General features: G+C 37.5%; 26 protein-coding genes and 1 riboswitch. Of the genes, 17 read left to right on the top strand and 9 right to left on the bottom strand.

The genetic code is table 11. The annotated features are described in order from the left end of the window. Positions 1-65: 65 nt before the first annotated feature. Together M3182_RS24260 and M3182_RS24255 are read right to left on the bottom strand one after the other, a co-directional pair. Entirely contained in the window at positions 66-302 is a 237-nt protein-coding gene (locus M3182_RS24260; protein ID WP_251429902.1) for a DUF2249 domain-containing protein, read from the bottom strand. A 76-nt stretch (positions 303-378) separates the two neighbouring features. Then, positions 379-546 (bottom strand): hypothetical protein, encoded by a 168-nt coding sequence (locus M3182_RS24255; RefSeq protein ID WP_251429900.1) that lies wholly within the window; start codon positions 544-546, stop codon positions 379-381. A gap of 335 nt (positions 547-881) precedes the next feature. Here M3182_RS24255 and M3182_RS24250 point away from each other — a divergent pair, with 335 nt between their 5' ends. Together M3182_RS24250 and M3182_RS24245 are read left to right on the top strand one after the other, a co-directional pair. Beyond that, positions 882-2,387 carry a carboxypeptidase M32 gene (locus tag M3182_RS24250; protein ID WP_251560410.1) on the top strand — a complete coding sequence of 502 codons (1,506 nt, stop codon included), beginning with the start codon at positions 882-884 and terminating at the stop codon, positions 2,385-2,387. 38 nt (positions 2,388-2,425) lie between these two features. Then, positions 2,426-3,337, top strand: a complete 912-nt coding sequence (locus M3182_RS24245; protein ID WP_251560408.1) for a DMT family transporter — start codon at positions 2,426-2,428, stop codon at positions 3,335-3,337. 23 nt (positions 3,338-3,360) lie between these two features. Here the strand turns inward: M3182_RS24245 and M3182_RS24240 are convergent, their stop codons facing one another. Genes M3182_RS24240 through M3182_RS24230 form a run of 3 tightly spaced genes read right to left on the bottom strand, consistent with a single transcriptional unit; the run spans position 3,361 to position 5,676 of the window. Beyond that, the gene (locus M3182_RS24240; RefSeq protein WP_251560406.1) at positions 3,361-5,019 is read right to left on the bottom strand and encodes a b(o/a)3-type cytochrome-c oxidase subunit 1; all 1,659 of its coding nucleotides are present in this window, start codon (positions 5,017-5,019) and stop codon (positions 3,361-3,363) included. A gap of 3 nt (positions 5,020-5,022) precedes the next feature. Then, positions 5,023-5,499 (bottom strand): cytochrome c oxidase subunit II, encoded by a 477-nt coding sequence (locus tag M3182_RS24235; protein WP_251429890.1) that lies wholly within the window; start codon positions 5,497-5,499, stop codon positions 5,023-5,025. Positions 5,500-5,526: 27 nt separating this feature from the next. Continuing rightward, complete coding sequence (locus tag M3182_RS24230; RefSeq protein WP_251429887.1) at positions 5,527-5,676, bottom strand: cytochrome c oxidase subunit 2A; 150 nt, start codon at positions 5,674-5,676, stop codon at positions 5,527-5,529. Between the two features lie 374 nt (positions 5,677-6,050). Further along, a riboswitch (purine riboswitch) is annotated at positions 6,051-6,152 on the top strand. Positions 6,153-6,277: 125 nt separating this feature from the next. Here M3182_RS24230 and M3182_RS24225 point away from each other — a divergent pair. The 8 genes from M3182_RS24225 (at position 6,278) to M3182_RS24190 (ending at position 17,942) form a co-directional block, all read left to right on the top strand. After that, entirely contained in the window at positions 6,278-6,874 is a 597-nt protein-coding gene (locus M3182_RS24225; protein ID WP_251429882.1) for a xanthine phosphoribosyltransferase, read from the top strand. Beyond that, the gene (locus M3182_RS24220; RefSeq protein ID WP_251429879.1) at positions 6,871-8,184 is read left to right on the top strand and encodes a nucleobase:cation symporter-2 family protein; all 1,314 of its coding nucleotides are present in this window, start codon (positions 6,871-6,873) and stop codon (positions 8,182-8,184) included. The genes M3182_RS24225 and M3182_RS24220 overlap by 4 nt, the downstream gene beginning before the upstream one ends. Positions 8,185-8,656: 472 nt before the next feature. Beyond that, positions 8,657-9,430, top strand: coding sequence for an SDR family NAD(P)-dependent oxidoreductase (locus M3182_RS24215; RefSeq protein WP_251437513.1), 774 nt, complete (start codon positions 8,657-8,659; stop codon positions 9,428-9,430). A gap of 290 nt (positions 9,431-9,720) precedes the next feature. Next, positions 9,721-10,803 (top strand): type III polyketide synthase, encoded by a 1,083-nt coding sequence (locus tag M3182_RS24210; RefSeq protein ID WP_251437512.1) that lies wholly within the window; start codon positions 9,721-9,723, stop codon positions 10,801-10,803. Positions 10,804-10,805: 2 nt separating this feature from the next. Next, entirely contained in the window at positions 10,806-11,381 is a 576-nt protein-coding gene (locus tag M3182_RS24205) for an isoprenylcysteine carboxyl methyltransferase family protein (RefSeq protein WP_251437510.1), read from the top strand. 548 nt (positions 11,382-11,929) lie between these two features. After that, positions 11,930-15,589, top strand: coding sequence for a dynamin family protein (locus tag M3182_RS24200; protein ID WP_251560404.1), 3,660 nt, complete (start codon positions 11,930-11,932; stop codon positions 15,587-15,589). Positions 15,590-15,601: 12 nt separating this feature from the next. Further along, complete coding sequence (locus M3182_RS24195; protein WP_251437506.1) at positions 15,602-16,342, top strand: nucleotidyltransferase domain-containing protein; 741 nt, start codon at positions 15,602-15,604, stop codon at positions 16,340-16,342. 712 nt (positions 16,343-17,054) lie between these two features. Then, the gene (locus M3182_RS24190; protein ID WP_285869450.1) at positions 17,055-17,942 is read left to right on the top strand and encodes a 5'-3' exonuclease; all 888 of its coding nucleotides are present in this window, start codon (positions 17,055-17,057) and stop codon (positions 17,940-17,942) included. A gap of 86 nt (positions 17,943-18,028) precedes the next feature. Here the strand turns inward: M3182_RS24190 and sspL are convergent, their stop codons facing one another. Further along, entirely contained in the window at positions 18,029-18,160 is a 132-nt protein-coding gene (gene sspL / locus M3182_RS24185) for a small, acid-soluble spore protein L (protein ID WP_251437504.1), read from the bottom strand. 142 nt (positions 18,161-18,302) lie between these two features. Here sspL and M3182_RS24180 point away from each other — a divergent pair, with 142 nt between their 5' ends. Next, positions 18,303-18,761: a divergent PAP2 family protein gene (locus tag M3182_RS24180; RefSeq protein WP_251437497.1), complete on the top strand. Its 459-nt coding sequence runs from the start codon at positions 18,303-18,305 to the stop codon at positions 18,759-18,761. Between the two features lie 71 nt (positions 18,762-18,832). Next, positions 18,833-19,102, top strand: a complete 270-nt coding sequence (locus M3182_RS24175; RefSeq protein WP_251437495.1) for a DUF6123 family protein — start codon at positions 18,833-18,835, stop codon at positions 19,100-19,102. A 14-nt stretch (positions 19,103-19,116) separates the two neighbouring features. Here the strand turns inward: M3182_RS24175 and M3182_RS24170 are convergent, their stop codons facing one another. Next, on the bottom strand, positions 19,117-20,034 hold the full coding sequence (locus M3182_RS24170; RefSeq protein WP_251437493.1) for a DMT family transporter: 918 nt from the start codon (positions 20,032-20,034) through the stop codon (positions 19,117-19,119). Continuing rightward, positions 20,031-20,438, bottom strand: coding sequence for a reverse transcriptase-like protein (locus tag M3182_RS24165; protein ID WP_251437491.1), 408 nt, complete (start codon positions 20,436-20,438; stop codon positions 20,031-20,033). The genes M3182_RS24170 and M3182_RS24165 overlap by 4 nt, the downstream gene beginning before the upstream one ends. Positions 20,439-20,558: 120 nt before the next feature. On the opposite strand from M3182_RS24165, the gene M3182_RS24160 reads away from it, so the two are divergent. Then, on the top strand, positions 20,559-21,218 hold the full coding sequence (locus M3182_RS24160; protein WP_251560402.1) for a ribonuclease H family protein: 660 nt from the start codon (positions 20,559-20,561) through the stop codon (positions 21,216-21,218). Between the two features lie 18 nt (positions 21,219-21,236). Beyond that, positions 21,237-21,422 (top strand): zinc-finger domain-containing protein, encoded by a 186-nt coding sequence (locus M3182_RS24155; protein WP_285869448.1) that lies wholly within the window; start codon positions 21,237-21,239, stop codon positions 21,420-21,422. A 103-nt stretch (positions 21,423-21,525) separates the two neighbouring features. Here the strand turns inward: M3182_RS24155 and cspD are convergent, their stop codons facing one another. Continuing rightward, positions 21,526-21,726 carry a cold-shock protein CspD gene (gene cspD / locus M3182_RS24150; RefSeq protein ID WP_046524220.1) on the bottom strand — a complete coding sequence of 67 codons (201 nt, stop codon included), beginning with the start codon at positions 21,724-21,726 and terminating at the stop codon, positions 21,526-21,528. Positions 21,727-22,265: 539 nt separating this feature from the next. On the opposite strand from cspD, the gene M3182_RS24145 reads away from it, so the two are divergent. From M3182_RS24145 to mntR, 3 genes are all read left to right on the top strand, one after another. Then, positions 22,266-22,538, top strand: coding sequence for a hypothetical protein (locus M3182_RS24145; RefSeq protein WP_251560400.1), 273 nt, complete (start codon positions 22,266-22,268; stop codon positions 22,536-22,538). 117 nt (positions 22,539-22,655) lie between these two features. Beyond that, positions 22,656-24,824, top strand: a complete 2,169-nt coding sequence (locus M3182_RS24140; protein ID WP_251437487.1) for a DNA topoisomerase III — start codon at positions 22,656-22,658, stop codon at positions 24,822-24,824. Positions 24,825-24,893: 69 nt separating this feature from the next. Continuing rightward, the gene (gene mntR / locus M3182_RS24135; protein ID WP_251437485.1) at positions 24,894-25,322 is read left to right on the top strand and encodes a transcriptional regulator MntR; all 429 of its coding nucleotides are present in this window, start codon (positions 24,894-24,896) and stop codon (positions 25,320-25,322) included. Positions 25,323-25,473 lie beyond the last annotated feature (151 nt).

The raw sequence follows: 25,473 nt of genomic DNA, 5'->3' as shown, positions 1-25,473 counted from the left end.
CCCTTAAGTTTATAGATTGAACTTTCATACATGAAAAGGCCTCGCCAAACTATGGCGTGGCTTTTTCATTTTTCTTTTTTGATGAAAATGACCTTGTAATGATTGTCATTAATTTTTTGCGTTTCATGTTCAAATTCTTTTGCAGCTAATACATTGTATAATGGAACAGGCTGAAATGGAGCATGTAGGATAAGTGTATCCCCATTTTTAAATGTTGTTATTGTTTCCATGATTACACGAAATGGGTCATTTCCTTTTTTTATATCTTCACGTACATCTAATTCGATTGTATTTGCTTTCATTGCAACCACTCCTGTAGTTAATCATTAACCTTGAATATAGGATAACAAGAAAACTAGCGTAATAAAGTGACCTAAATCATAAGTCTAGGGAAGAATTATTCTGTTCTTCCTTTAGTGCGGAATCTTGCTCAGCACATTTAAAGCATAGAATTTTTTTGCTGTTCAGATGAATTCCATTAAAAAAACCATCTAGACAAAAGATTTCTTTTCCACATTGATGGCAATAACCGATATGCTCTTTCATTCCTTGGTCTCCTCCCGTTATATAAGCTTGTTGTTAATATCCTAAAGCCAAATTTAACGAAAAAGTATCTATCTCTTATGGTTAAAATTAGTTAGTTTGGAAGCTCTTTTCTCATGAATTCTACCTATTCTTATGAGTTACCTAGCTTTTGCAGACGTATCTCTTGTTCAATAGCAAGAAAAGAGCCTGTTATTAAGATAATCGTACCATTTGTAGTTAGGGAGTTGGATGACTAATTAGAAAAAATGAAAAATTTGGATAGAGTGTTTAGTTTTGATACCGTTTCAGGAGAAATATGTTACGATTGTTTGGAAATACAAACTGGAGGGAAAAAAATGGATTCACAAAAGGTGGAAAAAGAGTTCCTTGACTATGTAAAAAAAATGACAGCCTATCAAGAAGCAGTATCTGTCCTTTATTGGGACCTACGGACTGGTGCACCGAAAGAAGGAGTTGAACAACGGTCTGAGGTCATTGGGGTATTATCTACTGAAATATTTAAGATGTCTACATCAGCCGAAATGGATACTTACATAACTCAATTATCTAATGCCGTAGAAGTTTCCGAAGTTGTGAAAAAGACAATAGCAGAGTGTAAAAAAGCATATGATCGAAACAAAAAGATTCCTGCAGAAGAGTATCGTGAATATGTCATCCTTCAGTCAAAAGCAGAAAATGTCTGGGAGGAAGCAAAAGCAAATTCAGATTTTTCCTTATTCCAACCCTATTTAGAAAGATTGGTAGAAACAACAAAGCGATTTATTGGTTACTGGGGATATAATGAGAATAAATACAATACTCTTTTAGATATGTATGAACCAGGGATAACAGTTGATGTTCTTGATAATGTATTTGGGCAACTTAGAGAGAAAATTGTCCCTCTAGTTAAAAAGATTGCTGATTCACCGAATAAACCTAAAACAACTTTCTTATTTAAGCAATTCCCAAAGGAAAATCAACGAGATTTTAGTCTCAGAATCTTGGAGCAAATGGGCTATAACTTCAATGCAGGTCGCTTGGATGAAACTGTTCACCCGTTTGCCATCGGAATGAGTCCTGGGGATGTCAGGGTAACAACAAAATATGATGAAAACGATTTTCGTACGGCAGTATTTGGGACTATACACGAAGGGGGACATGCATTATATGAACAGAACATTTCGAAAGATTTAATTGGAACTCCCCTTTGTACAGGAACATCGATGGGCATTCATGAATCACAATCGTTGTTTTACGAGAACTTTGTAGGGCGAAGTGAATCTTTCTGGAAACAGAATTTTGAACTATTAAAGGAGTATTCGCATGATCAGTTTGCATCTGTAACATTGGAAGAATATTATCGGGCAATTAATGAATCTAAACCATCCCTTATTCGAATTGAAGCAGATGAATTAACCTATCCGCTCCATATAATGGTGCGCTACGAGATTGAAAAAGGATTATTTAATGATGAAATTGAAGTGAAAGATCTTCCGAGAATTTGGAACGAAAAGTATGAAGAATACCTTGGAATCCGACCTGAACATGATGCTCAGGGTGTGCTTCAGGATGTCCACTGGGCTGGTGGTAGCTTTGGTTATTTTCCTTCGTACGCCCTTGGTTATATGTATGCAGCACAATTTAAGCATGCAATGCTGAAAGATCTTCCGGAGTTCGAGCAATTGCTTGAACAAGGCAAATTAAAGCAAATTCAAGAGTGGTTAACAGATAAAATTCACCGTTTTGGGAAAATGAAACAGCCACTTGAGATTTTAGAGACTGTGACGGGAGAAGGATTAAATGCAGATTATCTTGCGGAATACTTAACGAATAAGTATGAGGCGATCTATCAATTAAAATAATACTGGCGGTAGCCTTCTCATAAGGAGGAGTTTTCACTTTGGCTTATTTGATGATAGCTTTTGCAGCAACAATGTGGGGAATCATTGGCTTTTTTGTTAAGGGTTTATCTGTAGCTGGCTTTAGTGCAATGGAGATTGTCACTATTAGAGTTGTGACCGCTGCATGTTTATTAGTTATGGTTGGTTTTGCTTTTTTTCGTCCCCAATTAAGAATTAATGGTAAGGATTTCCCATTATTTATTGGAACAGGGTTGCTAAGTATCGTCTTTTTTAATTGGTGCTACTTCACAGCAATTGAAAAAATGAATATCCCAGTAGCTGCTGCGCTTCTTTATACCTCACCAGCGTTCGTTATAACCTTTTCGGTTCTATTTTTAAAAGAAAAATTAAATCACCGTAAGGTCTTAGCGGTGATTGGAACAATTTGTGGGTCGGCAATGGTTGCAGAGGTTAGTTTAACACAGGGAAGTAGTTTCCCAGCCGCAAGTATTTTAATTGGCCTTGGCGCTGGCTTAGGGTATGCTTTATACAGCATCTTCGGAAAGATCGTATTAAAGAGCTATCATCCGTTTACATTAACTTTATACACTTTTGTTACGGCTGCAATATTTTTAGTACCCTTTTTTATTGGAAAGACAGAGACACTCAATAGACTAAATCAGCCTACCGTATGGTTCTATGCTCTAGGGCTTGGAGTGGTACCAACTGTTTTAGCATATTTTGCTTATTCATGGGGTCTTGAGAAAGTAGAGAGTAGTCAAGCAGCGATCATTGCTACTGTAGAACCAGTAGCAGCAACCATCCTTGGGTTAATGGTATATAATGAACAAATTTCGTTGGTGCAATTCTTTGGTATACTTTTGATTCTAGGATCAGTTATCTTCGTGAATTTACCACAACGGCATCGCAATGCGAATCAAAATAATCACAAAAATAGCGCTCCTGTTTGACCGGGAGCGCTTTTTTGTATTCTTTACCACAATTTATAACCCTTCGAACCAATTGGGGCATTTTCGATTAAGTCGATAAACGGAATAGTATAAGCAAAGGCAATAAGAAGCACAACGATACCAAGCCAAAGCTTCCAGTTTTCTAAAATCATCGGAGCCTTTTCAGCTGTGTTAGCCGCTTCTCCAACAGGGAATTCTTCTTCCCCTTTAGGAGCAAAGAATGCTAAATTAATAAAGATATAAATTACGAGGATGATCGCAATGAAAAGGATTGATCCCCCAACTGCTTGTGCAATCTGATATGGAATCCATTCGGCAGCTTGTGCTGCACCGCCATATTCAGAAAAAGCTGAACGACGTGGTGCACCTAGAAGTCCTGCGGCGTGCATAGCACCTGACATAAAAGTCATTCCAATAGCCCAGAGGATCCCCTGAAGAATCGCAAGTTTATTCATTGCTTTCGTCAGTATTCTTCCGGTTAGATGTGGGATCAGCCAGTAACTAATACCAAAGAATGTCAAAATAACCGCTGTTGCAACCGTTAGATGGAAGTGACCAGTAACCCAAATGGTATTATGGACTACTTGGTTCATTTGGTTTGAAGCATTGATAATTCCACCTGCACCACCAGGAATGAAGCTAAGCATGCCGATAAATGGAATTAGGAAACGGGCATCTCCCCAAGGGAGCTTCTTGAGCCAACCAAACAACCCGGTTGCTCCTTGTGACCGTCCAAAGGTTTCAAAGGTAGCAAAGAGTGAAAAAGCTGTCATTAGTGAAGGTACGATGACCATAAATGTAAGAATTACCTGTAAAAACTTCCATGCTGGGTCAATCCCAGGCTCAACCAATTGATGGTGAAGACCTACAGGAATGGAGAAAAGCAAGAATAAGATGAAAGAAAGTCGGGCAAGTGAATCTGAGAATATCTTGCCACCAATAATTTTTGGCACGATGACATACCAAGCCATATACGCTGGAAGTAACCAGAAATATACGAGTGGGTGACCAAAATACCAGAATAACGTTCTACTAATCGCTACATCTACACGTTCAACTAGGCCAAGTGACCAAGGTAATAATTGAAATAGAACGGTGGAGGCTACACCAATTGTTGCAACAATCCACATAAGTGTGTTAACTAACGCCATAAATGTAAGCAATGGGCTAGGTTGTCCTGGATGTTTCTTTCTCCAACCAACATAAGCCATAATAATTGCACCACCGCCGGTCCAACTACCAACGATTACGAGTGTTAAGCCAACATAGAAAAGGGCATGTGCTTGAAGTGGTGCATAGAACGTATATAATACAGAAGCTTCACTTAATAGAATCATAACGGCAGCCATGACCGTTCCAATTGTCATTAACCAAAAGCCAACCCAAGCCGTTTTTCGTTGCTTATTGGTTAACGTTCCTGCAGTGCGGCTAACAGCCATAAATTGAAACCCCATAATGAAAAAGGTTGTCATCACAAGGGCTAAAACGACACCATGTAAAGTAAGTAGTTGATAATACCCGATACCTGCAGGTAGTGTAAATTGTCCAGAGCGAACTAGCGTCTGTAATAGCCCTGCCATTCCGCCAAGGAAAAGACCGATAAATGCGACATAAAAATGAGCCATTCCTAGTTTTGCATCACGTCGGTCGATTTTGTTCACTTTTTCAGTAAAAGCATTCATGTACTATTCCACCACCTTAATCATTGAAGACATCAAATGGTGACCAGCACCACAATATTCGTTACAAACAATTAAAAACTCTCCAGGTTTATCAAAGGTTGTAACGAATTCAGAAATATAACCTGGCTCAAGCATCATGTTAATATTTGTCCCTGCGACATTAAAGCCGTGAACAACGTCTTTTGTAGTAGCGAGGACTTTAACCTTCGCCCCCAGTGGGACTTCTACTTCACCAGGAGTATAGTTAAAGGCAGAAGCTACGAAAACAAGTTCGTAATCCCATTCTTTTCCTTCTACTTTATTTAAACCTGGCTTATCGAAAGGTGCTTGGGTATCGACTTGTTCTGGGTTGATGGTTGCAAGGCAACTTGGTGGTTGGTTCCCTAAGTAAAAGGCACTCACACCAATTACTGAAAGAAAGACAAGTAATGTGGCGACCCCAAAGATCAGCCAGATTTTTTCAAACTTATGAATATGCATGTTTTTTTTCTCCCCTTTGTCTCTCTATTAAAAACGGTTTAAAAATAATAAAAATACTCCAACCCAAGTGATAATTAGGAAGAACCCTAGCAAAAAAACAGAAGCAAGTGTTCCTTTTAAAGAAGATGAATCCTCTACTTTTGTTTTAGTTCGTTTTTCAAGCCCAGGTTGAGCCATAACGTTCACTCCTTTCAGATAATTTTAAATTGATTAGCAGAATGATTACACTTTCATCATACAAAACAATTTTTATATTTCTAGTATGTTTCAGTCAGTTCACAGATTGTTCATTCATCATCTATTCACTATAGTAATAGTAAAAACTTGAAATGACGGTGATTTTTGTCACACTATACTGGGAGGAAATGTGAAATAAATGTGAACGTAAATGTGTGAAAAAATGAACAATCTAGAAGGATATAATTTTTATATGATGGCAATCATGAACAGGATGAGAGAGTTATTAATCCAATTTTGCGAACATTCGGATGATAAAATGGAATATAATTCGTATTTTCTCTTGAAAAACACCTGTAAAATGGTATAATATTTTTAAAATTAATCGTTTCACTCATATAATCGCAGGAATATGGCCTGCAAGTTTCTACCAGACTACCGTAAATAGTCTGACTATGAGTGAGCAATGAAGAGCGCTCTAAATAGGGTTCTCTAGTTCCCTTAATTTCAGATGCCTGGGAATCATTGCTTCACTCATTTTATGATGTGAAGCAATGATTCCCAGGCATTTTTATTTTTTTCATCATTTGAGGGGGAAACTATGGAGCTATTAAAAAGTAAGATTCTAACAGAAGGAAAAGTATTAAAGGATGACATTTTAAAGGTAGATGCTTTTTTAAATCATCAAATTGACCCGGTGTTAATGGATGCAATTGGAAAAGAGTTCGCATCGAGATTTGCAGAGCAGCCTGTTACAAAAATTCTAACGATCGAATCTTCAGGAATAGCTCCTGCTGTAATGACAGGATTATATATGAACGTACCTGTTGTTTTTGCGAGAAAACAAAAGTCTTTAACTTTAACAGATGGGTTATTAACTGCTCAAGTATATTCGTTTACTAAGCAAGTAAACAATCAAATTGCTATTTCAAGTACATTTATTAGTGAACAAGACCACGTATTAATACTTGATGATTTTCTCGCGAATGGCCAAGCAGCTCTGGGGTTGATTGACCTTGTTCAGCAGGCTGGAGCAACAGTATCAGGAATTGGGATTGTAATTGAGAAAGCATTTCAAGACGGGGGAGAAAAACTTCGCGATAAAGGCTTTAAAGTAGAGTCATTGGCACGGATTAAGTCGTTAAAAAATAAGACAGTTGATTTTTTAGACGATACTAGGGAGGTAATTAACGAATGAAAAACAATCCGATAAAAATTGCTTCCCTTGGAATTCAACATGTTTTAGCAATGTATGCTGGGGCAGTAGTTGTGCCTTTAATTGTTGGTGGTGCCATTGGGCTTACTAGTGAGCAACTTACTTATTTGGTTTCAATTGATATTCTCATGTGTGGGATTGCAACTTTCCTACAAGTTTGGAAAAACAAATACTTTGGAATTGGCCTTCCTGTCGTGTTAGGTTGTACGTTTACTGCTGTAGGACCAATGATATCCATCGGTACTGAATATGGAGTATCGGCAATTTATGGGGCCATCCTTGTGTCTGGTTTGTTCGTACTTTTAATAGCAGGTGTCTTTGGAAAATTAATTCGTTTCTTTCCCCCGGTGGTTACCGGTTCAGTTGTTACAATCATTGGAATTACACTCATTCCGGCTGCTATGAACAATATGGCTGGTGGCGAAGGAAGTGCGGATTTTGGGGCGATGTCCAATATTGCACTTGCGTTTGGTACATTGGGTTTCATAATCTTTTTATACCGATTCTTTGATGGATTTGTTCGTTCAATTGCCATCCTTATAGGGCTAGTGGCTGGCACAATCGTCGCAGCATTTATGGGGAAAATTGATTTTTCTTCTGTAGCAGAAGCTTCATGGTTTCACATGCCTGCACCATTTTATTTTGGAATGCCAACTTTTGAGGTAACGCCAATCATCACAATGATTCTAGTCTCATTAGTTGGGTTGGTTGAGGCAACAGGGGTTTATTTTGCACTATCTGACATTTACAAAGAAAAGTTAACTGGTAAAGACATGTCAAGGGGATACCGGGCTGAAGGCATTGCGATTATTCTTGGAGGTTTGTTTAATTCATTTCCATACACAACCTATTCACAAAATGTGGGGCTAATCCAACTTTCTGGTATTAAGAGTAGGAATGTCATCTTTACGGCCGCTGGAATGCTTGTTGTATTGGGACTAATGCCTAAAATTGGTGCGTTGACAACAGTTATTCCATCGGCAGTGTTGGGTGGAGCGATGATTGCCATGTTTGGAATGGTTATGGCTTATGGAATTAAGATGCTAGGTAAAGTTGATTTTTCAAAGCAAGAGAACTTACTGATTATTGCTTGTTCTGTTGGGATGGGAATGGGTGTAACAACCGTTCCAGGTCTATTTGCTGAGTTTCCTTCAAGTTTACAAATTTTAACGAGTAATGGAATTGTTGCCGGAAGTATAACAGCTATAGCACTCAATATTTTATTTAATGTCATTCCTAAAAAGAAGAGTAAGGTATCACCAGTATTACCTCAGCAACAAAATGCATCATAATTTTTCAAATGAACGGACCTTTTCTGGCAGAATTAATAAACTAATAATAAATATTCTGCCAGGGGTGTGAATGCGTGAAAAAATATTATTGTGATCGTTGCCGTCTTTTGTATAGTGAGGTTTGTGCTTGTACAGGTTGCGGCTCATTAGAGTTGAAAGAGATCTGGATAGAAGTACAACAACAGTCTAATGAAAGCTAGAATTGGGCGCCGATATCATATCGGTGCTTTTTCTATTTGGAGTTTACCGAAGATGGTAAACTATAGTAAAAGATATCTGTTTTTGTACAAATATCTGTTAATATCCTAAAGTCGGTTTTAAAGTGAAGTACCCATTTCATAGGATTAAATTAAGTTTGCAAACTCTTTTCTCATAAATGAGCTATTATTTGTATAACCTAGCTGTGTTTTTTGTTCAAAAGCAACAAAGTTTGCGAAAAGAGTCAAAAATATAAAAAAGGTTGGTGATTGAAATGTTTTTACCATCATTTCGCTTGGATGGAAAGGTAGGAATCGTAACGGGTGCAGGTAGAGGAATTGGACGAGCTCTTGCCATTGGTCTAGCAGAGGCAGGAGCAGATGTGGCCTTGTTAGCGCGCACGAAAGAAGATTTAGAAACAACCGCGCATGCGGTCCAAAAACTAGGGAGGAGAGCATTGGTGCTGCCTGTTGATATAACAAAAAGGGAGCAAGTTAACACAGCAGTACAGAATGTTTATCTTGAGTGGGGAAAGATCGATGTACTAATAAATAACGCTGGAATGAATATTCGTTCGCAAGCTTTAGATGTCACTGATGAAGAGTGGCAGACAATTATGGATACAAACTTAAAATCTAGTTTTATGGTCTCCCAGGAAGTCGGTAAAGTGATGAAAGACCAACATCATGGTGGACGGATTATTAACATTTCTTCCGTTGCAGGGCATGTTGCATTAAGAACCGGAGTTGTTTATGCGGCTACAAAAGCAGCATTAATTCAAATGACAAAGGTACTTGCGCTCGAATGGGGCAAATATGGAATTAACGTAAACTCGATTGGTCCTTGGTATTTTAAGACCCCACTAACAGAAAAATTACTAGCTGATGAAGAATACGTAAACGACATCCTTGCTGTTACGCCTTTAAAACGGATCGGAGAGCTTCCAGAATTGGTTGGACCAGCTGTGTTTTTAAGTTCTGATGCTGGGAGTTATGTAAGTGGTCAAACCTTATTTGTTGATGGTGGAATGACGATACACGGATTCTAAGTGGAAGATAGTTTGTAAGGATATAAGGTAAACTTTTAAGCGAATTTTAATCGTAGAAGCACTTTGAAGACAACACCGAAGTGGAAAAGTTTTGGTTTTATACATAAATGGAAAAGATTTTCTACTTTCATAATCGTGATACTTCGTTATAATAAAAGAGCACAACAACTCCTTCAAAACGTTAGGCTTTCCCATTCAAGGGAAAGCTTTTTTTATATCTAAATAATCAACATGCATACTCTCCGACGAATTGGAAAAAGTAACCTAAAGTGAAGTGAGGAGAGTTTTGAATGCCATCGATTTTATCTATCTCAGAAGTGAATCCCCCTTTTATAATTAACCAAAATCAGGTAATGGAGTTTGCTGAGGAATTATTCTCAGAATCCTTTAAAGATATAAAACGATTGCTTCCAGTTTTCTTAAATGGACAAATAGAGAAACGTCACTTTGCGAAAGATTTAGAGTGGTTCAAGAAAGATCATGCTCTCAAAGAGAAAAATGACGCTTATATTAAATCGGCAGTGAGCTTAGGAGCAGAAGCGATTGAGGACTGCCTTAAGAATGAAACGTTTTTAAGAGAGTCTGTCCCATACGATGAGATTGATGCGATATTTACCATCTCAAGTTCTGGTATTTCAACTCCAAGTCTTGAAGCTCGAATAATGAATATCCTTCCCTTTTCACCGAATACAAAGCGTATACCTATATGGGGCTTAGGTTGTGCTGGAGGGGCAGCAGGTTTGTCGCGTGCGTTTGAATATTGCCTCGCTTTCCCTAAATCGAAAGTATTGGTGTTATCCATTGAATTATGTAGTTTAACCTTCCAACGAAATGATCGATCCAAAAGTAATCTAGTCGGAACTTCACTGTTTGCGGATGGTGTAGCATGTGCGCTCGTTTGTGGAGATGAAACTAATATGCATTACTCAAAACAATCTACGGTACCGAAAATACTTGCAACTAAGTCCACATTGATGAAGGATTCCCTTGATGTAATGGGTTGGGAAATGAAAAATGAAGGGCTACATGTTATTTTTTCCAAAAGTATCCCCGCTATTATTGAAAACTGGTTAGAGCAAAACGTGTGTGAGTTCTTAGAAGAACAGCACATGAATATAAGGCATATCACACATTTTATTGCGCATCCTGGTGGAAAAAAAGTATTAGAGGCATACGAAAAAGCTCTTAACCTTTCGGAAGGAATGACGGACGTTTCGTTGCAAGTGTTAAAGGAGCATGGAAATATGTCCTCTGCAACGATTCTCTACGTGCTAAAGAGATTTTTGTTAAAAGCAAATAAAACAGATACTGGTTTAGCGGCAGCACTCGGACCAGGGTTTAGCTCGGAACTGTTATTAATGAGGTGGGAATGAAAATGGTGTTTTTGTTATTTATCAGTTTCGTTATTTGTCAAAGATTGGCTGAATTGATGATTGCGAGGAAAAATGAAAAATGGATGAAAGAAAATGGAGCGATAGAGTACGGTTCAAAACATTATCCTGCAATGGTCCTGATTCATATTGGATTTCTTGTAAGCGTAATTTTTGAAGTTGGTTATTTTAATCTTGAGTTAAGTCCCCTATGGGGGATGGTCCTTACCGGTTTTATTGTCACCCAACTTATCAGAGTTTGGGCTCTCAAATCACTTGGACCATTTTGGAATACGAAAATTATTGTTCTTCCTGGCGCAAATATAATAAAAAAAGGGCCATACCGATTTATTAGACACCCGAATTATTTAATTGTCACACTAGAGTTAATTTTAATTCCAGTTTTATTTCAAGCGTACTTTACAGCAATATTATTTACTCTATGTAATTTCGTCATCCTTTACATTCGGATCCCATTAGAGGAAAAGGCACTGAAAGAATGGACAGGGTATGAAATGGTGTTTGAAAACAACCGACGATTTTTGCCACATTTAAAAGCGAATAAAGGACGCACGTCTTAAAAGAGGAATTTTTAAAATAAATGTGACAATTTACTTGGAATAATTGAAGATGGGGAAGAGGGATGATAAACTAGTGTTGAGGTTGAAAATTATTCTCAATTAATATTCCTTTTCAAGGATGGTGGAAGAACATGGCTTCTTTTTTTGTTGTTGGTACTGTTGCATTGTACGCAGGAGTTATGAAATATGTCTTAGATCATGTTGTGAAACCGCATTAATACTTAAATACTTATTTTGAAAACTCGGACAAATCCGGGTTTTTTATTTTGGTTCTTTTTTATAGCTTTTTTGCGTCTTAGAGTGAAAAAAATGTTTAGCTATGATTTTATTCCAAGGTAAGTTTAGAAGAGGAGAAAAGAGCTTGTAGACAAGGTTAACGTTGAAAAACTTATTTCACTTAAAATCAGCTTTAGGATTTTAACAACAATCTTTACGAACAACCTTTATTTTATTGGTAAAATTGATTGTTTTTACAATAATTGTGGGAATAAAGAGAAAAATCATTTAAAATGAAGTTGTTCACAAATTCGTCACAAGGGGTTTAAGTTATGGGTCAATTAGTCGCTCAAAAAGATATGCAACTTATTGGGAAAATCATGAAGCTCCATGGAATGTTCTCGGAGCATAAAGATGGTGATGCATCAGCGAAAGCGCGAGAACTTGGTAGAAAAACAATGGAAAAAGAATTTGCGATTGCTTTCTGCGGACATTTTTCTGCAGGGAAATCAAGTATGATCAATTCTTTGGTTGGAAAAGATATCCTTCCTTCAAGTCCAATTCCGACAAGCGCCAATCTTGTTAAGGTTAAGTCTGGTGAAGAGTATGCACGCGTCTTCTTCAAAGAAGGAAAGCCAAGGCTTTATCCTGCACCGTATGATTACGAAAAAGTAAAAAATTATTGTAAAGATGGAGACCAAATTGATTCACTTGAAATCAGTCATAAAGGGACGGGGATTTTCAACGATGTAGTCATTATGGATACCCCTGGGATCGATTCTGCTGATGACGCTCATCGCATTGCTACTGAGTCAGCTCTTCATTTAGCTGATTTGGTTTTATATGTAATGGATTATAATCACGTTCAATCAGAACTAAACTTTTTATTTACGAAGGAATTACTGGAAGCTGGCAAAGAGCTTTATCTCGTCGTTAATATGATCGACAAACATCGTGAGGAAGAACTTGAGTTTGAAGATTTCAAGAAAAGTGTCTCGGATTCTTTTGCTGCTTGGGGAGTTCAACCAAAAGGAATCTTTTATACATCATTGAAGAAACCCGAGATAAAACATAATCAGTTTTCACAACTTTTACAAGTGCTTCAAGACCGAATCCACGATAGAGAACGAGTCTTACCAGAGTCTGTATTTCATTCGCTTGTCAAAGTAGCTGAAGATCATGTAAATGATTTAAAACAGCAGGCAGAAGGGGTTATTGCTGATTTAGAAGAACAATTACATGGAATTCCAGAATCTGAGTGGGAGCAGTTGTTAAATCAACATGAGCAAGTGAAAAATAGGATTCAAGAGTTGGAGAGTTATGAAGTTAAATTGGAAACAGACTTCACTACAGAATTGGACTCAATACTAAATAGTGCTTTTTTGATGCCGTTTAAAACGCGTGAATTAGCTGAATCGTATCTTAAGTCGATGCAGCCTGATTTTAAAGTCGGCTTATTTTTTGCCAAGCAAAAAACGGAGGATGAACGCGCAAGACGTCTTGAACTCTTCTATCAAGATCTTCAACAACAGGTCCAGGCGCAGCTTGATTGGCATATAAAAGAGTTTCTCCTAAAGAGTTTAAAACAGCTTGGACTAGGGGATCATTCTTTACAATCAATGGCCCAATCTTTTCAAGTGAATTTTTCAACACGAGATCTTCAACAAACGATTAAAGTTGGGGCGGTTGTTTCAGGAGACTATGTCCTTAATTATACAAATGATGTGGCTGAAATGCTTAAAAGAAAAGCACGTTCACAGTTAAGTGGTTTTAAAGAGACATACATCCTTCGTGGTAATGAGTTGTCGAGAGCGGATATGGACAAAACACTGCAGAAAGAAGAGCAGCTTCGAGGCTATGTAAAGGCTTACGAGAAGTTAACGAATATCAAGGAGCAGTTAGGTACAAGGAAAAAGGCAATCTATGATGGCCTTTACGGGGAATTGGAGCAAGCTCCACAGTTGGACGAAGCAGAGTCCTTGTTTGTTCAAAAAATCGATGAAGAGGTCGTCCATGTTACAGAGGACCGACCTATAACGGAGACTATTGACGTTAGTAAACCAAAAGAAAAAATCGTACAACAAAAGCCTCTTGATAAAGAGAAATCTAAAAGTAATCAAGACCATGTAAAACAAGTTGTCCAGAAACTTAAGACAACTGCTAAAAGGATTGAGGACTTACCAGGGCTGAAGAGAATCTCAAAGGAGTTAGTCGAGAAAGCAAAGCGCTTAGAACATCAGCAATTTACAGTGGCCTTATTTGGTGCATTTAGCGCGGGAAAGTCATCCTTTGCGAATGCATTAATTGGTGAAAACATACTGCCTGTTTCCCCAAACCCAACAACGGCAGCAATCAATAAAATTAAACCAGTGGACCAGGACCATCCGCATGGAACTGTCTTGGTAAAAGTAAAACAGAATGAACAATTACTACAGGAAATAAATCGGTCGTTGAAGCTGTTTCATCTTGAGGCCACAAATTATAGCGATGCACTCGAGAAGATTAGCAGGATATCTGGAAGCGAAGCAAGTATTGGGGCAAACGAGAGACTTCATCACTCATTTCTACGTGCATTTTCTAGTGGTTTTTCTTTATTTGAACACCGATTGGGAAGTGTATTTACTACCGATTTAGAATCTTTCCGTGATTATGTAGCAGATGAGGAGAAATCATGTTTTGTCGAATGGATTGAAGTTTACTACGATTGTGAATTGACGCGTAAGGGAATTAGTCTTGTTGATACACCAGGGGCAGACTCGATCAATGCTAGACATACAGGAGTGGCGTTTGATTATATAAAGAATTCAGACGCTATTCTATTCGTGACCTATTATAATCATGCTTTTTCCCGGGCTGACAGAGAATTTTTAATCCAACTTGGGAGGGTTAAAGATACATTTGAACTAGATAAAATGTTCTTTATTGTAAATGCCATTGATTTAGCTAATTCTGAAGAAGAAATGGACGATGTACTTACTTATGTAGAAAGTCAGCTTGTCCAATATGGAATTCGAAACCCACATTTACATCCTGTTTCAAGTCTTCAGGCTTTGAAAGAAAAAGTAACAGGCACCGTAGGTACATCCAGATTTGCCGACTTTGAAGGCTCTTTCTATTCGTTTATTTCGCAAGATTTAATGACAATGGCAATGGATTCTGCAGAAGCAAAATGGCAACAGTCGGTTCATATTCTTGACAAATTACTACAAACAGCTCAAGAAGGTCGCGAGGAGAAAGCCAATAAACTTGCAGCGTTACAACTAGAAAAACAGGCAGTGATTCAACATATACAAGGAAAAAATGCGGAATTTTTGCAAACTCAATTGCACCAAGAAGCAGACGAATTGGTTTATTATATCAAACAAAGAGTCTTCTTGAGGTTTAGTGAATTTTTCCGGGAATCGTTCAATCCTTCAGTTCTTAAAGATGACGGTCGGGACTTAAAACAAGCTTTGTATTCAGCGCTTGATGAATTAATCGAGAGTGTCGGATATGACTTTCTTCAAGAAATGCGTGCAACCACTTTAAGAGTAGAATCATTTATAACAAAACTCTTAAATGAGTTCCAAGAGCATTTAAGGGAAGAGTTATACAAACACTCTACAGATTTAACATTATCGAATTGGGAACTAAAAAGGTTTCAAGAGATCGATTTTGAAGGAGCATTCAGAGATTTAGATCGTAAGAGATTTAAAAAAGCACTCGGGTTATTTAAAAATCCTAAATCTTTCTTTGAAAAAGATGAAAAGCGTGTAATGAGCGAAGAATTAGAAGGACTTTTGCAAGAGCCGGCCGATGAATATTTAGCAGTCCAAAATCGTATTTTAAAAGAACATTATACAACTTCCTTAAGAGAACTTTTTAATCTGTTAATAGCAGATTATATTGAACAGACAGAGGAATATTATATGGGGGTAACATCTACCCTTACAACAGATTTTCCTGTAGAAGACCTTCAAGCTACTTATAATAAGATTAAACAGTTGGCTTAAGGATGTGTAGGAATGAAGGATTGGTTAGCTAGAATTGAAGTACAGTATGATGTTGAAATCTTATTTGCATGTGAAGCAGGAAGTAGGGCGTGGGGATACTCTTCTGTAGAATCTGATCATGATATCCGGTTTATTTATAAACATAAAAATCCAAGCAAATATCTCTCTTTGGATGAGCCGCTTGAGGTCATTACAGTTAAACAGCCGTTTGATACCCAAGGGTGGGATATTAAAAAGACGTTTCGGTTAATGCGCAAGTCTAATCCAAATGTATTTGAATGGTGTTATACTCCGGTTATATATATTGAGAAAGCGGGTTTCAGGACGAGAATGCAAAACCTTGTAGAGAAAGGGTATTCCTCTTATGCGCTTGGAAAGCATTATTTGAGCCTCTCAAAACGAAATAGGCAAACATTATCCAATGATCGCTTTACTGATTCAGAACAGAAAAAACTGCTCTATTGCCTGCGCTCGTTGTTAATTGTGAAGCAGTTAGCCAATTATGGTGAAATTTCTAGAAAATTACTTCAGTTGGATGTTGATAATGCACCGCAGAATTTGGGATCACGCTATTACTCAAAACTAATTTTAGCGAAACAACAAGGGGAATTATTTTCTTTAGAACAAAAGGAACAAATAATTTTCGTCATTGATCAACTAATTGATGAATGCTCTAGAGAGGTTGAGAATCTTAATCGAGGGATGAACCTTACGGAAGATTTAAATAAATGGCTATGGGAATTGATCCATTAACGGGGTGGAGAGTATGGAAGACCGTTTTCATGCCTGTGCTACATGTATTCATTTTCGCGCTAACCGTGAAAAAACCGGAATGAAGTATTATTGTAATCGTTTAGGATATGAGACAAAAACAACTTATAAGTTCAATTGTTGGGAACCAAAACCTATAGTGAAAAATCTGATGGAAAAACAACAGAAATAGGGGATAAGGCTACTAGAAAATTTTTTGACTGTAGACAAACTCGAATAACACGAGCTTGCCTACAGTTTTTTTGATTTAACTGGGATCTATTGAACCCCACTAGCGTTGTTTTATGCTTATCGGAGCTGAGTAAGCCGCTTCCGCTTTTCTAATTGTCTAGCTCCAGCGGCTAGGCCCTCGAGACGCTTCGGTCTGGCAGTTGAAGTCAAAGTGCGACTTCATCTGCCATGCCAGCCCTCCAGCGCTTTTCGGGACTGAGCAAGCCGCTTCCGCTTTTCAATTGTCTAGCTCCAGCGGCTAACTCCTCGGGTCATAAGCCACCCCTGAATTGAAGGCAAAGAACGCCTTCTTTTCAGGTTTGTCTTATGCCTGTCGGAGCTGAGCAAGCCGCTTCCGCTTTTCTTATTTCCAGTAATCTTTTGGGGGTTTTGGTTGTTCTCATGTTATAATGGATAGGTTATATTTTGGAATGTCGCCTTAATCTCAAGTATATCTTGATTGAAAATAAGGAGGAAAACTAAATTGAATCATAAATCTAATTTATTGTTAGTGGATGGTATGGCATTATTATTTCGGGCATTTTATGCAACGGCTGTTTCAGGTCAGTTTATGATTAATTCAAAAGGGGTACCTACCAATGGAGTCCAAGGTTTTGTGAAACATATGATGACAGCAGTATCCAAGTTTAACCCGAGTCACGTTGCTGTTTGTTGGGATATGGGGAGTAAAACATTTAGGACAGAGATGTTTCCAGATTATAAAGCGAATCGTGGTGAGGCACCGGTTGAATTGATTCCTCAGTTCGATCTCGTAAAGGAAGTAGTAGAAGCTTTTGACATCCCAAACATTGGAGTGCCAGGGTATGAAGCAGACGATTGTATTGGTACAATCGCCAAAAATGTAGCTGACGAATTACCTGTTTCAATCCTTACCGGAGACAAAGATATTCTGCAACTTATTGATGACAGAACATCCGTTATCCTATTACAAAAGGGATTTGGAAACTACCAAGTTCATAATCGCGATTCTTTATACACGGAAAAGGGAATATGGCCTGAGCAGATGATTGACCTCAAAGCTTTGATGGGCGATCCTAGTGATAATTATCCTGGTGTTCGAGGAATTGGAGAAAAAACAGCAATCAAATTATTACAGCAATACAATGATGTGGAAGGAATTCTAGACAATCTTGGCGCTCTAACTAAAGGACAACGGGCAAAAATTGAGCAGGATTTAGAGATGCTACATCTAAGCCGAAAGTTAGCAGCTATCAAATGTGATGTAGACGTTAGCTGTGACTTAGGAGAGGCAACTTTTCAAATTAACCGTGAAAAAGTCTTCAATAAATTTGAGGAAATAGAATTTAAAGGATTGCATAAATTTATTCCGAGTATAAAAGAACTTGCTTAAAATATGATAGGCGGCTGATGAACGCTTTGATGTGGGTTACGAACTCAGTCAGTGGGAAGTTGAGATTCCCGCTGACTGAGTTTTTTTTATTTTGTGTTGCTTCTTTTTGCCGCATTTTCCAGTTTTGTTTTTGGATCCTCAGTTAGTTCTGCGTCTTGACCGTACCCTTGAGGATTCACTCCCGGTGCCTTTTTTCCTCTTCCAGATTTTTTGGTCATTTCTCGACACTCCTTCCCTTTGATAAGTGAATTGCTGAACCCTACAATTCTTTACAGGTTTCAGCATAATTTCATTCTTATTATGCTTCGAAAGAATAAAAACAGCCGCTTTTTTTCAAATTAAGATATAGAGGTGAGTGATTTGAACAATGGCGTTGCAATTGCATTATCAAGTATAGGGATAGCTCAAGCTTTAAAAATTCCGATTCACTATTTCAAACATAAAGAATGGAAACCTGATTTATTTTTTGCAACTGGAGGAATGCCAAGCTCTCATTCAGCAGGTGTTTCCTCATTAAGCACTTATGTTGCATTGAAGCGTGGTGTCCCTACTATCGATTTTGCGCTCTCAGTCGTTTTTGGTATGATTGTCATGTATGATGCGCAAGGAATAAGAAGACAGACTGGAGAGCTAACTTTAAAAGTAAATGACCTAGATGAATTAATCGATAAAATTCATGAACATGATACAGTAGAATATGAGGAAAAAGCTCCTGAACCTTTGAAAGAAGTTCTTGGGCATAAACCTGCAGAAGTTCTTGCTGGTGCCGCAGTGGGAATCTTTCTAGGTGTTCTTGGCTATCAATTATCAAAAAAATAATAGAAATTTGTCGAATTATCTGGTAAAATCTTCAATGGTAAGGGGAGATTGACCAGAGAGGGTTGGCCACAATGAATACATTAGAGGAATACTTGCTTATCTTAAAAAGCAAGGGTTTTCATTTTGGGGACGATGCAATAGGGTTTATTTATTTTGGGAAACAGTATACAGAAGCATCGGATGAGTTAATAAAAGTAGCAATTGAATTAACTTTAAAAATACAGAAAGAATTTGATGGGAGTTTCTATATTTCGCTCCTTGAAACATTTTTAGCGAACGGAGTAAGAAATCGGAATCAAGCGTTTCGGTATGTGAAAGAAAAACAAATACTGTTATTATAAAATGGAGTCAGAGGTCATATAACCTTTGACTCCGCTCGTTTTTTTAATGGAATTTTTGAAGGTAGTTCAGCCAAAATCATCCCTACAAAAATAAGGAGACAACCAGTTAAGGCACTATACGATAGCCGATCGCCTGCCCATAAAAAACCTGTTATCGCTGCAAATACAGGCTCCATTGCAAAGATTAAAGCTACTCGTGTTGCTGTTGTATGTTTTTGGAAATTTGTTTGAATGAGATAAGCAAACGCCGTTGCAAATAAGGCCGTGATAATGAGCGCCATAATAACATCAGATCTAAATAAAATCGTCGGGTTAAAAGCTTGCTGATAATCTTCAAAAAGAAATGCCGAGATTGCTGATAATATGGCGACCGTTGCAATTTGTACAACCGTCAATAATAAAGTTGGGTATAGATTTGTATATTTCCCTGTTAAAAGTATTTGTAATGCAAACCCAATTGCACAAACGAAAACCAGGGCATCACCAATATTCAGGCTAGCAACATCAGTCATGGTCAATAAATACAGCCCAACTGTTGCGGCAGCAACCCCAATATAGGCATTAACCGTTAATCGTTTGCGCAATAAAAGTATCGTAAATAATGGAACCATAATAACACTTAATCCAGTTATAAAAGCTGCTTTTGAAGAAGTTGTATAAACCAGCCCTAAAGTTTGGAATCCATATCCGATAAATAACCAAAAGCCTAGAAAAAATCCAGCCAATAGGAGTTTGGGACTAATCCTTCGTAATTGCCTACGCTCAAATAGAATTAACCAGACACCTAGTAATCCAGTAGCAAGGGTAAACCTGACAGCATTAAAAGTTAATGGATCTAGAAATGAGATAGCATTTTGCACGACAACAAAGGTTGCACCCCAAATCAGTGCAACAAACAATAATGAGATATCTGCAGAGATTGACGATTTCATGCTTTCCCTCCTTCAGGTGGGTTTTTTCGAATCGCTTTTCGTGCTAGTTCATCTGCCATCTTATTCATCGAAGAAGGAATCCATTTCATAAAAAATAAATCGAATTTACTACTTAAAGTTAAGGCTCTTTCTAATAAAGGTTTATAAGTTTGATTCCGAACAAATTCTTTTTCTACCGCTCGGTTGACAAGCTCTGAATCGGTTCGGAAAGAGACCGTTTTAAACTGCAGTTCAAGGCAAATTTCTAAAGCCTTTATAAAAGCATAATATTCCGCTTCATGATTAGACATAACACCTAAGGGAATAGAATAAGTATGTACTTCTCCATTTGCTTTAATAAAAATCCCTGCACCACTTGGACCGGGGTTTCCAGCGCTTGCCCCATCAATATAAACTTCAATCAACAATCATTACCTCTATTCATAAAATGTTATAATTCAGTGTATCATAAAATGCTAGTTGAGAACGCTAATAATAACTATTATAAAAGAAACCATCTATTTCTGAAACGAGAGGCGAAAAAAATGAAATATAAATTAGAATGGAAATATAAAACAAAGGGAGTCAATCCTGTCCTCTTCACTTCGGACTGGCTAGAAGGTGAACATGCCTTAAGCGTTGGTGAAAACCTTGATAAAAGTGGAAAAGCAATCGAAATATCATTTATTGATGAAGTAGGGACTTCATGGAACTTGAAAGAAATGAGAAAATTGTTGGCAGAAATTGAAGAAGAACCACATAATATAACTGTTTATTTTGATGGCGGTTTCGACAAATACTCTAATCGCGCGGGGTTAGGGGCTATTGTATACTATCATCAAGGCAAAAAGAAATATCGATTACGTGCGAATGAGATAGTTGACGAGATGGAAACGAATAACGAAGCAGAATATGCGGCCCTTTATTATGCGTTGTCTCTATTAGAGGAACTAGATGTTCACCATTTATCGTGTGAATTTAAAGGAGATTCGCAAGTGGTGCTCAAGCAACTAGAAGGAGAATGGCCTTGTTACGAAGAAAATCTAAATCGATGGCTTGATCGGATTGAAGAAAAAATGGAGAAACTAGGCATCCATCCTAAATATAGCCCGATTGACCGTAAACAAAATAAGGAAGCGGATCGGTTAGCAACGCAAGCACTTCAGGGGAAATCCATTCATAGTAAAATGCAGATTCTTTCATAGAAAGGTGGGAATAAGGGATTGTTACGGAAGCAAGTACTTGAGGAAGTGGAAAGCCTTATGAATACTTATTGCAATGAGTGTTTTTTAAAAAAACAATTAAAAAAAGATTATGGAAAGCGCTACGCACACCAATTTTGCATCAATAATTGTACTGTTGGTGAACAAATTAAGGTATGTGGGGAAAAGTTGTTATCCCAAAAATAAGGAATGGAGTTCGTAGCGTGGAGTTCGTAGCGTTTTTTCATTCAAAGTAAAAAAGGCTGGCAGTTTGCCAGCCTTGAACTTTTAAGCGCATTATTAAAATCTATTATAATTTAACAACGTTTGCTGCTTGAGGTCCGCGGTTTCCTTCAACGATCTCAAAAGAAACTTCTTGGCCTTCTTCAAGAGACTTGTAGCCTTCACCTTGGATTGCAGTGAAGTGTACGAATACGTCGTCTCCACCTTCTACTTCGATGAAACCGAAACCTTTTTCATTGTTGAACCATTTTACTTTACCGTTTTGCATGTTACCTTTTCCTCCTAAGCCTTTTCGCGACACAAAAAATGCTGTGTCCAAGTAAAAATTTTTTCATTTAACAGGACATATAAGGTTGACTTAAATATAATAATATATTCTGATAAATGATGCTTTTAATATACATGATAAAGCGCTTACCAGTCAAGGTAGCAAAGCAATATTTATCATAAAGTTCATTTAATTTTAGAAATTGGTTACTGAAAATTGGAGCATAATTAGGTGGAAGTTTTCATATCTTTTTTTAAGGCTATTCTCTCAAACATTGCTGTTATTGAACGGAAAATACGACTGAGTGAGGCAAGTTACACAAAGAAAGCTGCATTTACGAGTAAGGTGCTAGCGAACTTAATTTAAACTCTCGAACAAGAGCACTTTAGACTTATTTATAAGAAGAGATAGAAGTGAATCTCACCTCGTTATAAACAGCCTGTAACTATGAATACTTCAATGTTATATTGCTTGTTAAACGTTAATTCAGCTTAAAATGTTTTTAGAAATCATCCTTATAATAGTTTAAGGGGGAGGAAATGTTTCGTTTTTCAATGGAGGGAAACCAATGGATTTTACGATTTTCTCAACAATTTGAAATAGGGGATGAAGAAAAAAATAGAATCATAGAGCATATGAACACAGTTGGGGAAAATATTACAGGTTTTTCACATGGTGATTCTTTTCTTTTATTTGATGAGCAATTAGGGGTTATCGTATTCATGGTTGAGAAAATCCCGTCGTTTATCTTGACGGTCCTAACAATTATTCCGGAAGAACACTGGTTCAACTCTCCTAATAATCTAAACTAAATCTTTGAAGCAGCTTTGGTAAAAGCTGCTTCTTTTAAATGTATCTTTACGTTAAGAGAGATAAAGGGCTAAAATAGTAGGGAGACTACTATCATAAAGATTGTTTTAGGAGGAACCATGAAATTAATTATTGCGGAAAAGCCTGATCAGGGCAGAACGCTTGCCTCCGTTTTTAAAATGAAAAAACGTGATGGATTCATTGAAATACTTCCAACAGATATCTTTCCTAACGGAGCCTATGTCACATGGGCAATTGGCCATTTGACAGAATTAGCTGCCCCCGAACAATATGATCCCTCTTGGAAAAAGTGGTCACTTACCACTTTACCGATCATTCCACAACAATTTCAGTATGAAGTTGTAGCGTCCAAAGCCAAGCAATTTCAAATTATCCAACGGCTGACTTCGGATCCCAACATAACAGAGGTTATCCATGCTGGGGACGCAGGGAGGGAAGGCGAATTGATCATTCGGAACATTCTACGGCTTGCCGGGTGTTCAAAACCGATGAAGCGATTGTGGATTAGTTCGTTAACCCCGAAAGCAATTAAAGAAGGCTTTCAAAAGCTTTTAAATGAATCGGATACGAAAAATTTATATTATGAAGCTTATACTAGATCATGCGCGGACTGGGTTGTCGGTATGAATGCTTCGAGATTATACACTCTTTTGCTTCAGCAACAAGGGTTTTCTGATGTGTTCTCGCTTGGACGAGTACAAACGCCGACCCTTGCTCTCATTGTTAAACGAGAACGTGAAATTGAAAACTTTGTTTCTGAGCCTTTTTGGGAGGTTAATGCAAAATTTAACTTATCAGGTAAAAAATATAGTGGCAAATGGGAAAAAGAAGGGGAATCTAGAATAAAAACAAAGGAAATGGCTGAAAAAATCGCTGCTTTCTGTGAAGGGAAACCAGCTGAAGCGGTAGAAGTCAAGGCAGAAAAAAAGGATTTCCTTCCACCACTATTTTATAATCTCTCAGCGATTCAAGCTGAAGCGAATAAACGTTTTAAATTTCCGCCTAAAAAGACATTAGATGTATTGCAAGGACTATATCAGAGAGGAATTATCTCTTATCCACGGTCCGATTCAAGGTACGTTACTCCAGGGGAAGCGGAAGGATTTTCGGCGATTCTACAAAAATTACAAGGTCAGACCGATTATAATGGTTATTTCCCATTACCGATTGAATCGATTAAAAACAATAGCAGATATGTGAATGAAAAAAAAGTTACGGACCATTATGCGATTATTCCTACCGAACAAGTTCCTGATGTTAACCGTTTGTCAGGTGATGAAAAAAAACTCTATGACTTAATTGCAAGGACGTTAATCGCTGCTCATTATCCTGTTTCAATTGCAGAGTATACAACAATCCGTACTCTTGTAGATGGACGAGCAGAATTTATTTCTAAAGGGAAAGTACAATTAGAGGAAGGCTGGCGCAAAGTTCTTCCAACAAAAGAGAAAGAAAAAGAACCCGTACTTCCGAAAGTCAATAAAGGTGATACAGGAGACGTAGTTAAAGCAGAAGTGAAAGAAAGTAAAACGCAACCACCTAAGCGCTATACTGAAGGACAATTAATCACTTTAATGAAAACTGCTGGGAAACATATTGAAGATAAAGAACTTGAAAAAGTTCTTATGAAGACAGAGGGACTTGGAACAGAGGCAACTCGTGCAGGGATCATCACGATGTTAAAAGATAGAGGATATATTAAGGTAACGAAAAATGTCGTTTATGCCACTGTCAAGGCAAAAATTCTCATTCAAGCGTTAGGCGAACAAATTCTTGCTTCGCCTGAGATGACAGCCAAATGGGAACAGCGTTTAAAAGAAATTGGAGAAGGAGCTGCATCTCCAAAACAGTTCATTGATCAAACGGAAAAAATGGTTGCTCACCTTGTCAAGCAAACAACTGTAGATGCTGCAAGTTGGAGCTTCTCGACCGATATGAAAGAGGAGTTTGTCCCAGGTAAAAGAAATGGGAAACGTCCTCGCAGTACCAATCTTGGTAAATGTAAACTTTGTGATGGTAATGTGGTTGATAAGGGAAACCTATTTGGATGTTCAAATTACCAAAAAACGAAATGTAACTTCAGCATCTCTAAAAAAATTTTAGGGAAGAGTATTACCCAGAAGTTAGTGAAGCAACTCCTACAAGAAGGACAAACAGATATGATCGAGGGTTTTCAGGGAAAAGAGAAGTTGTTTAATGCAAAGTTAATATGGGTTGAAGCTGAACAAAAGGTTAAGTTTGATTTTGGGACCACTAGTAAAGTCTAGGATCCCTTGTCTAATAAGGACTTTTATAGTAAAATTTATATTGTCATGTATGAATATGGAGGTTAAGGGATGCCGACACCTAGTATGGAAGATTATATTGAACAGATTTATATTTTAATAGAAGAAAAAGGATATGCAAGAGTTTCAGATATAGCTGAAGCATTGTCCGTCCATCCCTCCTCAGTTACCAAAATGGTTCAAAAACTCGATAAAGATCAATATCTAGTATATGAAAAATACCGCGGCTTTGTATTGACATCGAAAGGTCAAAAAACTGGGAAGCGGTTGGTCTATCGACATGAATTGCTTGAACAATTACTGAAAATAATTGGTGTTAAGGATGAAAATATTTACGATGACGTTGAAGGCATTGAACATCATTTAAGTTGGGATGCCATTGATCGCATTGGTGATTTAGTTCAATATTTTGAGGAAGATGAATCAAGGATAACTGATTTAAGAGTTATTCAAAAACAGAATGAAAATGAAGAGGAATGAGAGTGAAAACCACCTGACATCTAGTGAGGGCACTGAAAAACTTACGTTTTTTATTCTGCAAATTCAAATGAATACAAAAAGGCAATTTTCCACCTGTTTTTCAAGCGGAAAATTGCCTTTTTCCTTTTCTTTTTTTATTCCTTTTCATTAA

It is taken from the genome of Mesobacillus maritimus (assembly GCF_023715205.1).
GTDB classification, from domain to species: domain Bacteria; phylum Bacillota; class Bacilli; order Bacillales; family Cytobacillaceae; genus Mesobacillus_B; species Mesobacillus_B maritimus_C.
This window is presented reverse-complemented; position numbering and strand designations above follow the sequence as displayed.

Bases quoted from the DNA above. Each gene is read 5' to 3' on its own strand.
- M3182_RS24260 (WP_251429902.1), bottom strand. From the start codon at position 302: ATGAAAGCAAATACAATCGAATTAGATGTACGTGAAGATATAAAAAAA.
- M3182_RS24255 (WP_251429900.1), bottom strand. From the start codon at position 546: ATGAAAGAGCATATCGGTTATTGCCATCAATGTGGAAAAGAAATCTTT.
- M3182_RS24250 (WP_251560410.1), top strand. From the start codon at position 882: ATGGATTCACAAAAGGTGGAAAAAGAGTTCCTTGACTATGTAAAAAAA.
- M3182_RS24240 (WP_251560406.1), bottom strand. From the start codon at position 5,019: ATGAATGCTTTTACTGAAAAAGTGAACAAAATCGACCGACGTGATGCA.
- M3182_RS24235 (WP_251429890.1), bottom strand. From the start codon at position 5,499: ATGCATATTCATAAGTTTGAAAAAATCTGGCTGATCTTTGGGGTCGCC.
- M3182_RS24230 (WP_251429887.1), bottom strand. From the start codon at position 5,676: ATGGCTCAACCTGGGCTTGAAAAACGAACTAAAACAAAAGTAGAGGAT.
- M3182_RS24225 (WP_251429882.1), top strand. From the start codon at position 6,278: ATGGAGCTATTAAAAAGTAAGATTCTAACAGAAGGAAAAGTATTAAAG.
- M3182_RS24220 (WP_251429879.1), top strand. From the start codon at position 6,871: ATGAAAAACAATCCGATAAAAATTGCTTCCCTTGGAATTCAACATGTT.
- M3182_RS24215 (WP_251437513.1), top strand. From the start codon at position 8,657: ATGTTTTTACCATCATTTCGCTTGGATGGAAAGGTAGGAATCGTAACG.
- M3182_RS24210 (WP_251437512.1), top strand. From the start codon at position 9,721: ATGCCATCGATTTTATCTATCTCAGAAGTGAATCCCCCTTTTATAATT.
- M3182_RS24205 (WP_251437510.1), top strand. From the start codon at position 10,806: ATGGTGTTTTTGTTATTTATCAGTTTCGTTATTTGTCAAAGATTGGCT.
- M3182_RS24200 (WP_251560404.1), top strand. From the start codon at position 11,930: ATGGGTCAATTAGTCGCTCAAAAAGATATGCAACTTATTGGGAAAATC.
- M3182_RS24195 (WP_251437506.1), top strand. From the start codon at position 15,602: ATGAAGGATTGGTTAGCTAGAATTGAAGTACAGTATGATGTTGAAATC.
- sspL (WP_251437504.1), bottom strand. From the start codon at position 18,160: ATGACCAAAAAATCTGGAAGAGGAAAAAAGGCACCGGGAGTGAATCCT.
- M3182_RS24175 (WP_251437495.1), top strand. From the start codon at position 18,833: ATGAATACATTAGAGGAATACTTGCTTATCTTAAAAAGCAAGGGTTTT.
- M3182_RS24170 (WP_251437493.1), bottom strand. From the start codon at position 20,034: ATGAAATCGTCAATCTCTGCAGATATCTCATTATTGTTTGTTGCACTG.
- M3182_RS24160 (WP_251560402.1), top strand. From the start codon at position 20,559: ATGAAATATAAATTAGAATGGAAATATAAAACAAAGGGAGTCAATCCT.
- cspD (WP_046524220.1), bottom strand. From the start codon at position 21,726: ATGCAAAACGGTAAAGTAAAATGGTTCAACAATGAAAAAGGTTTCGGT.
- M3182_RS24145 (WP_251560400.1), top strand. From the start codon at position 22,266: ATGTTTCGTTTTTCAATGGAGGGAAACCAATGGATTTTACGATTTTCT.
- M3182_RS24140 (WP_251437487.1), top strand. From the start codon at position 22,656: ATGAAATTAATTATTGCGGAAAAGCCTGATCAGGGCAGAACGCTTGCC.
- mntR (WP_251437485.1), top strand. From the start codon at position 24,894: ATGCCGACACCTAGTATGGAAGATTATATTGAACAGATTTATATTTTA.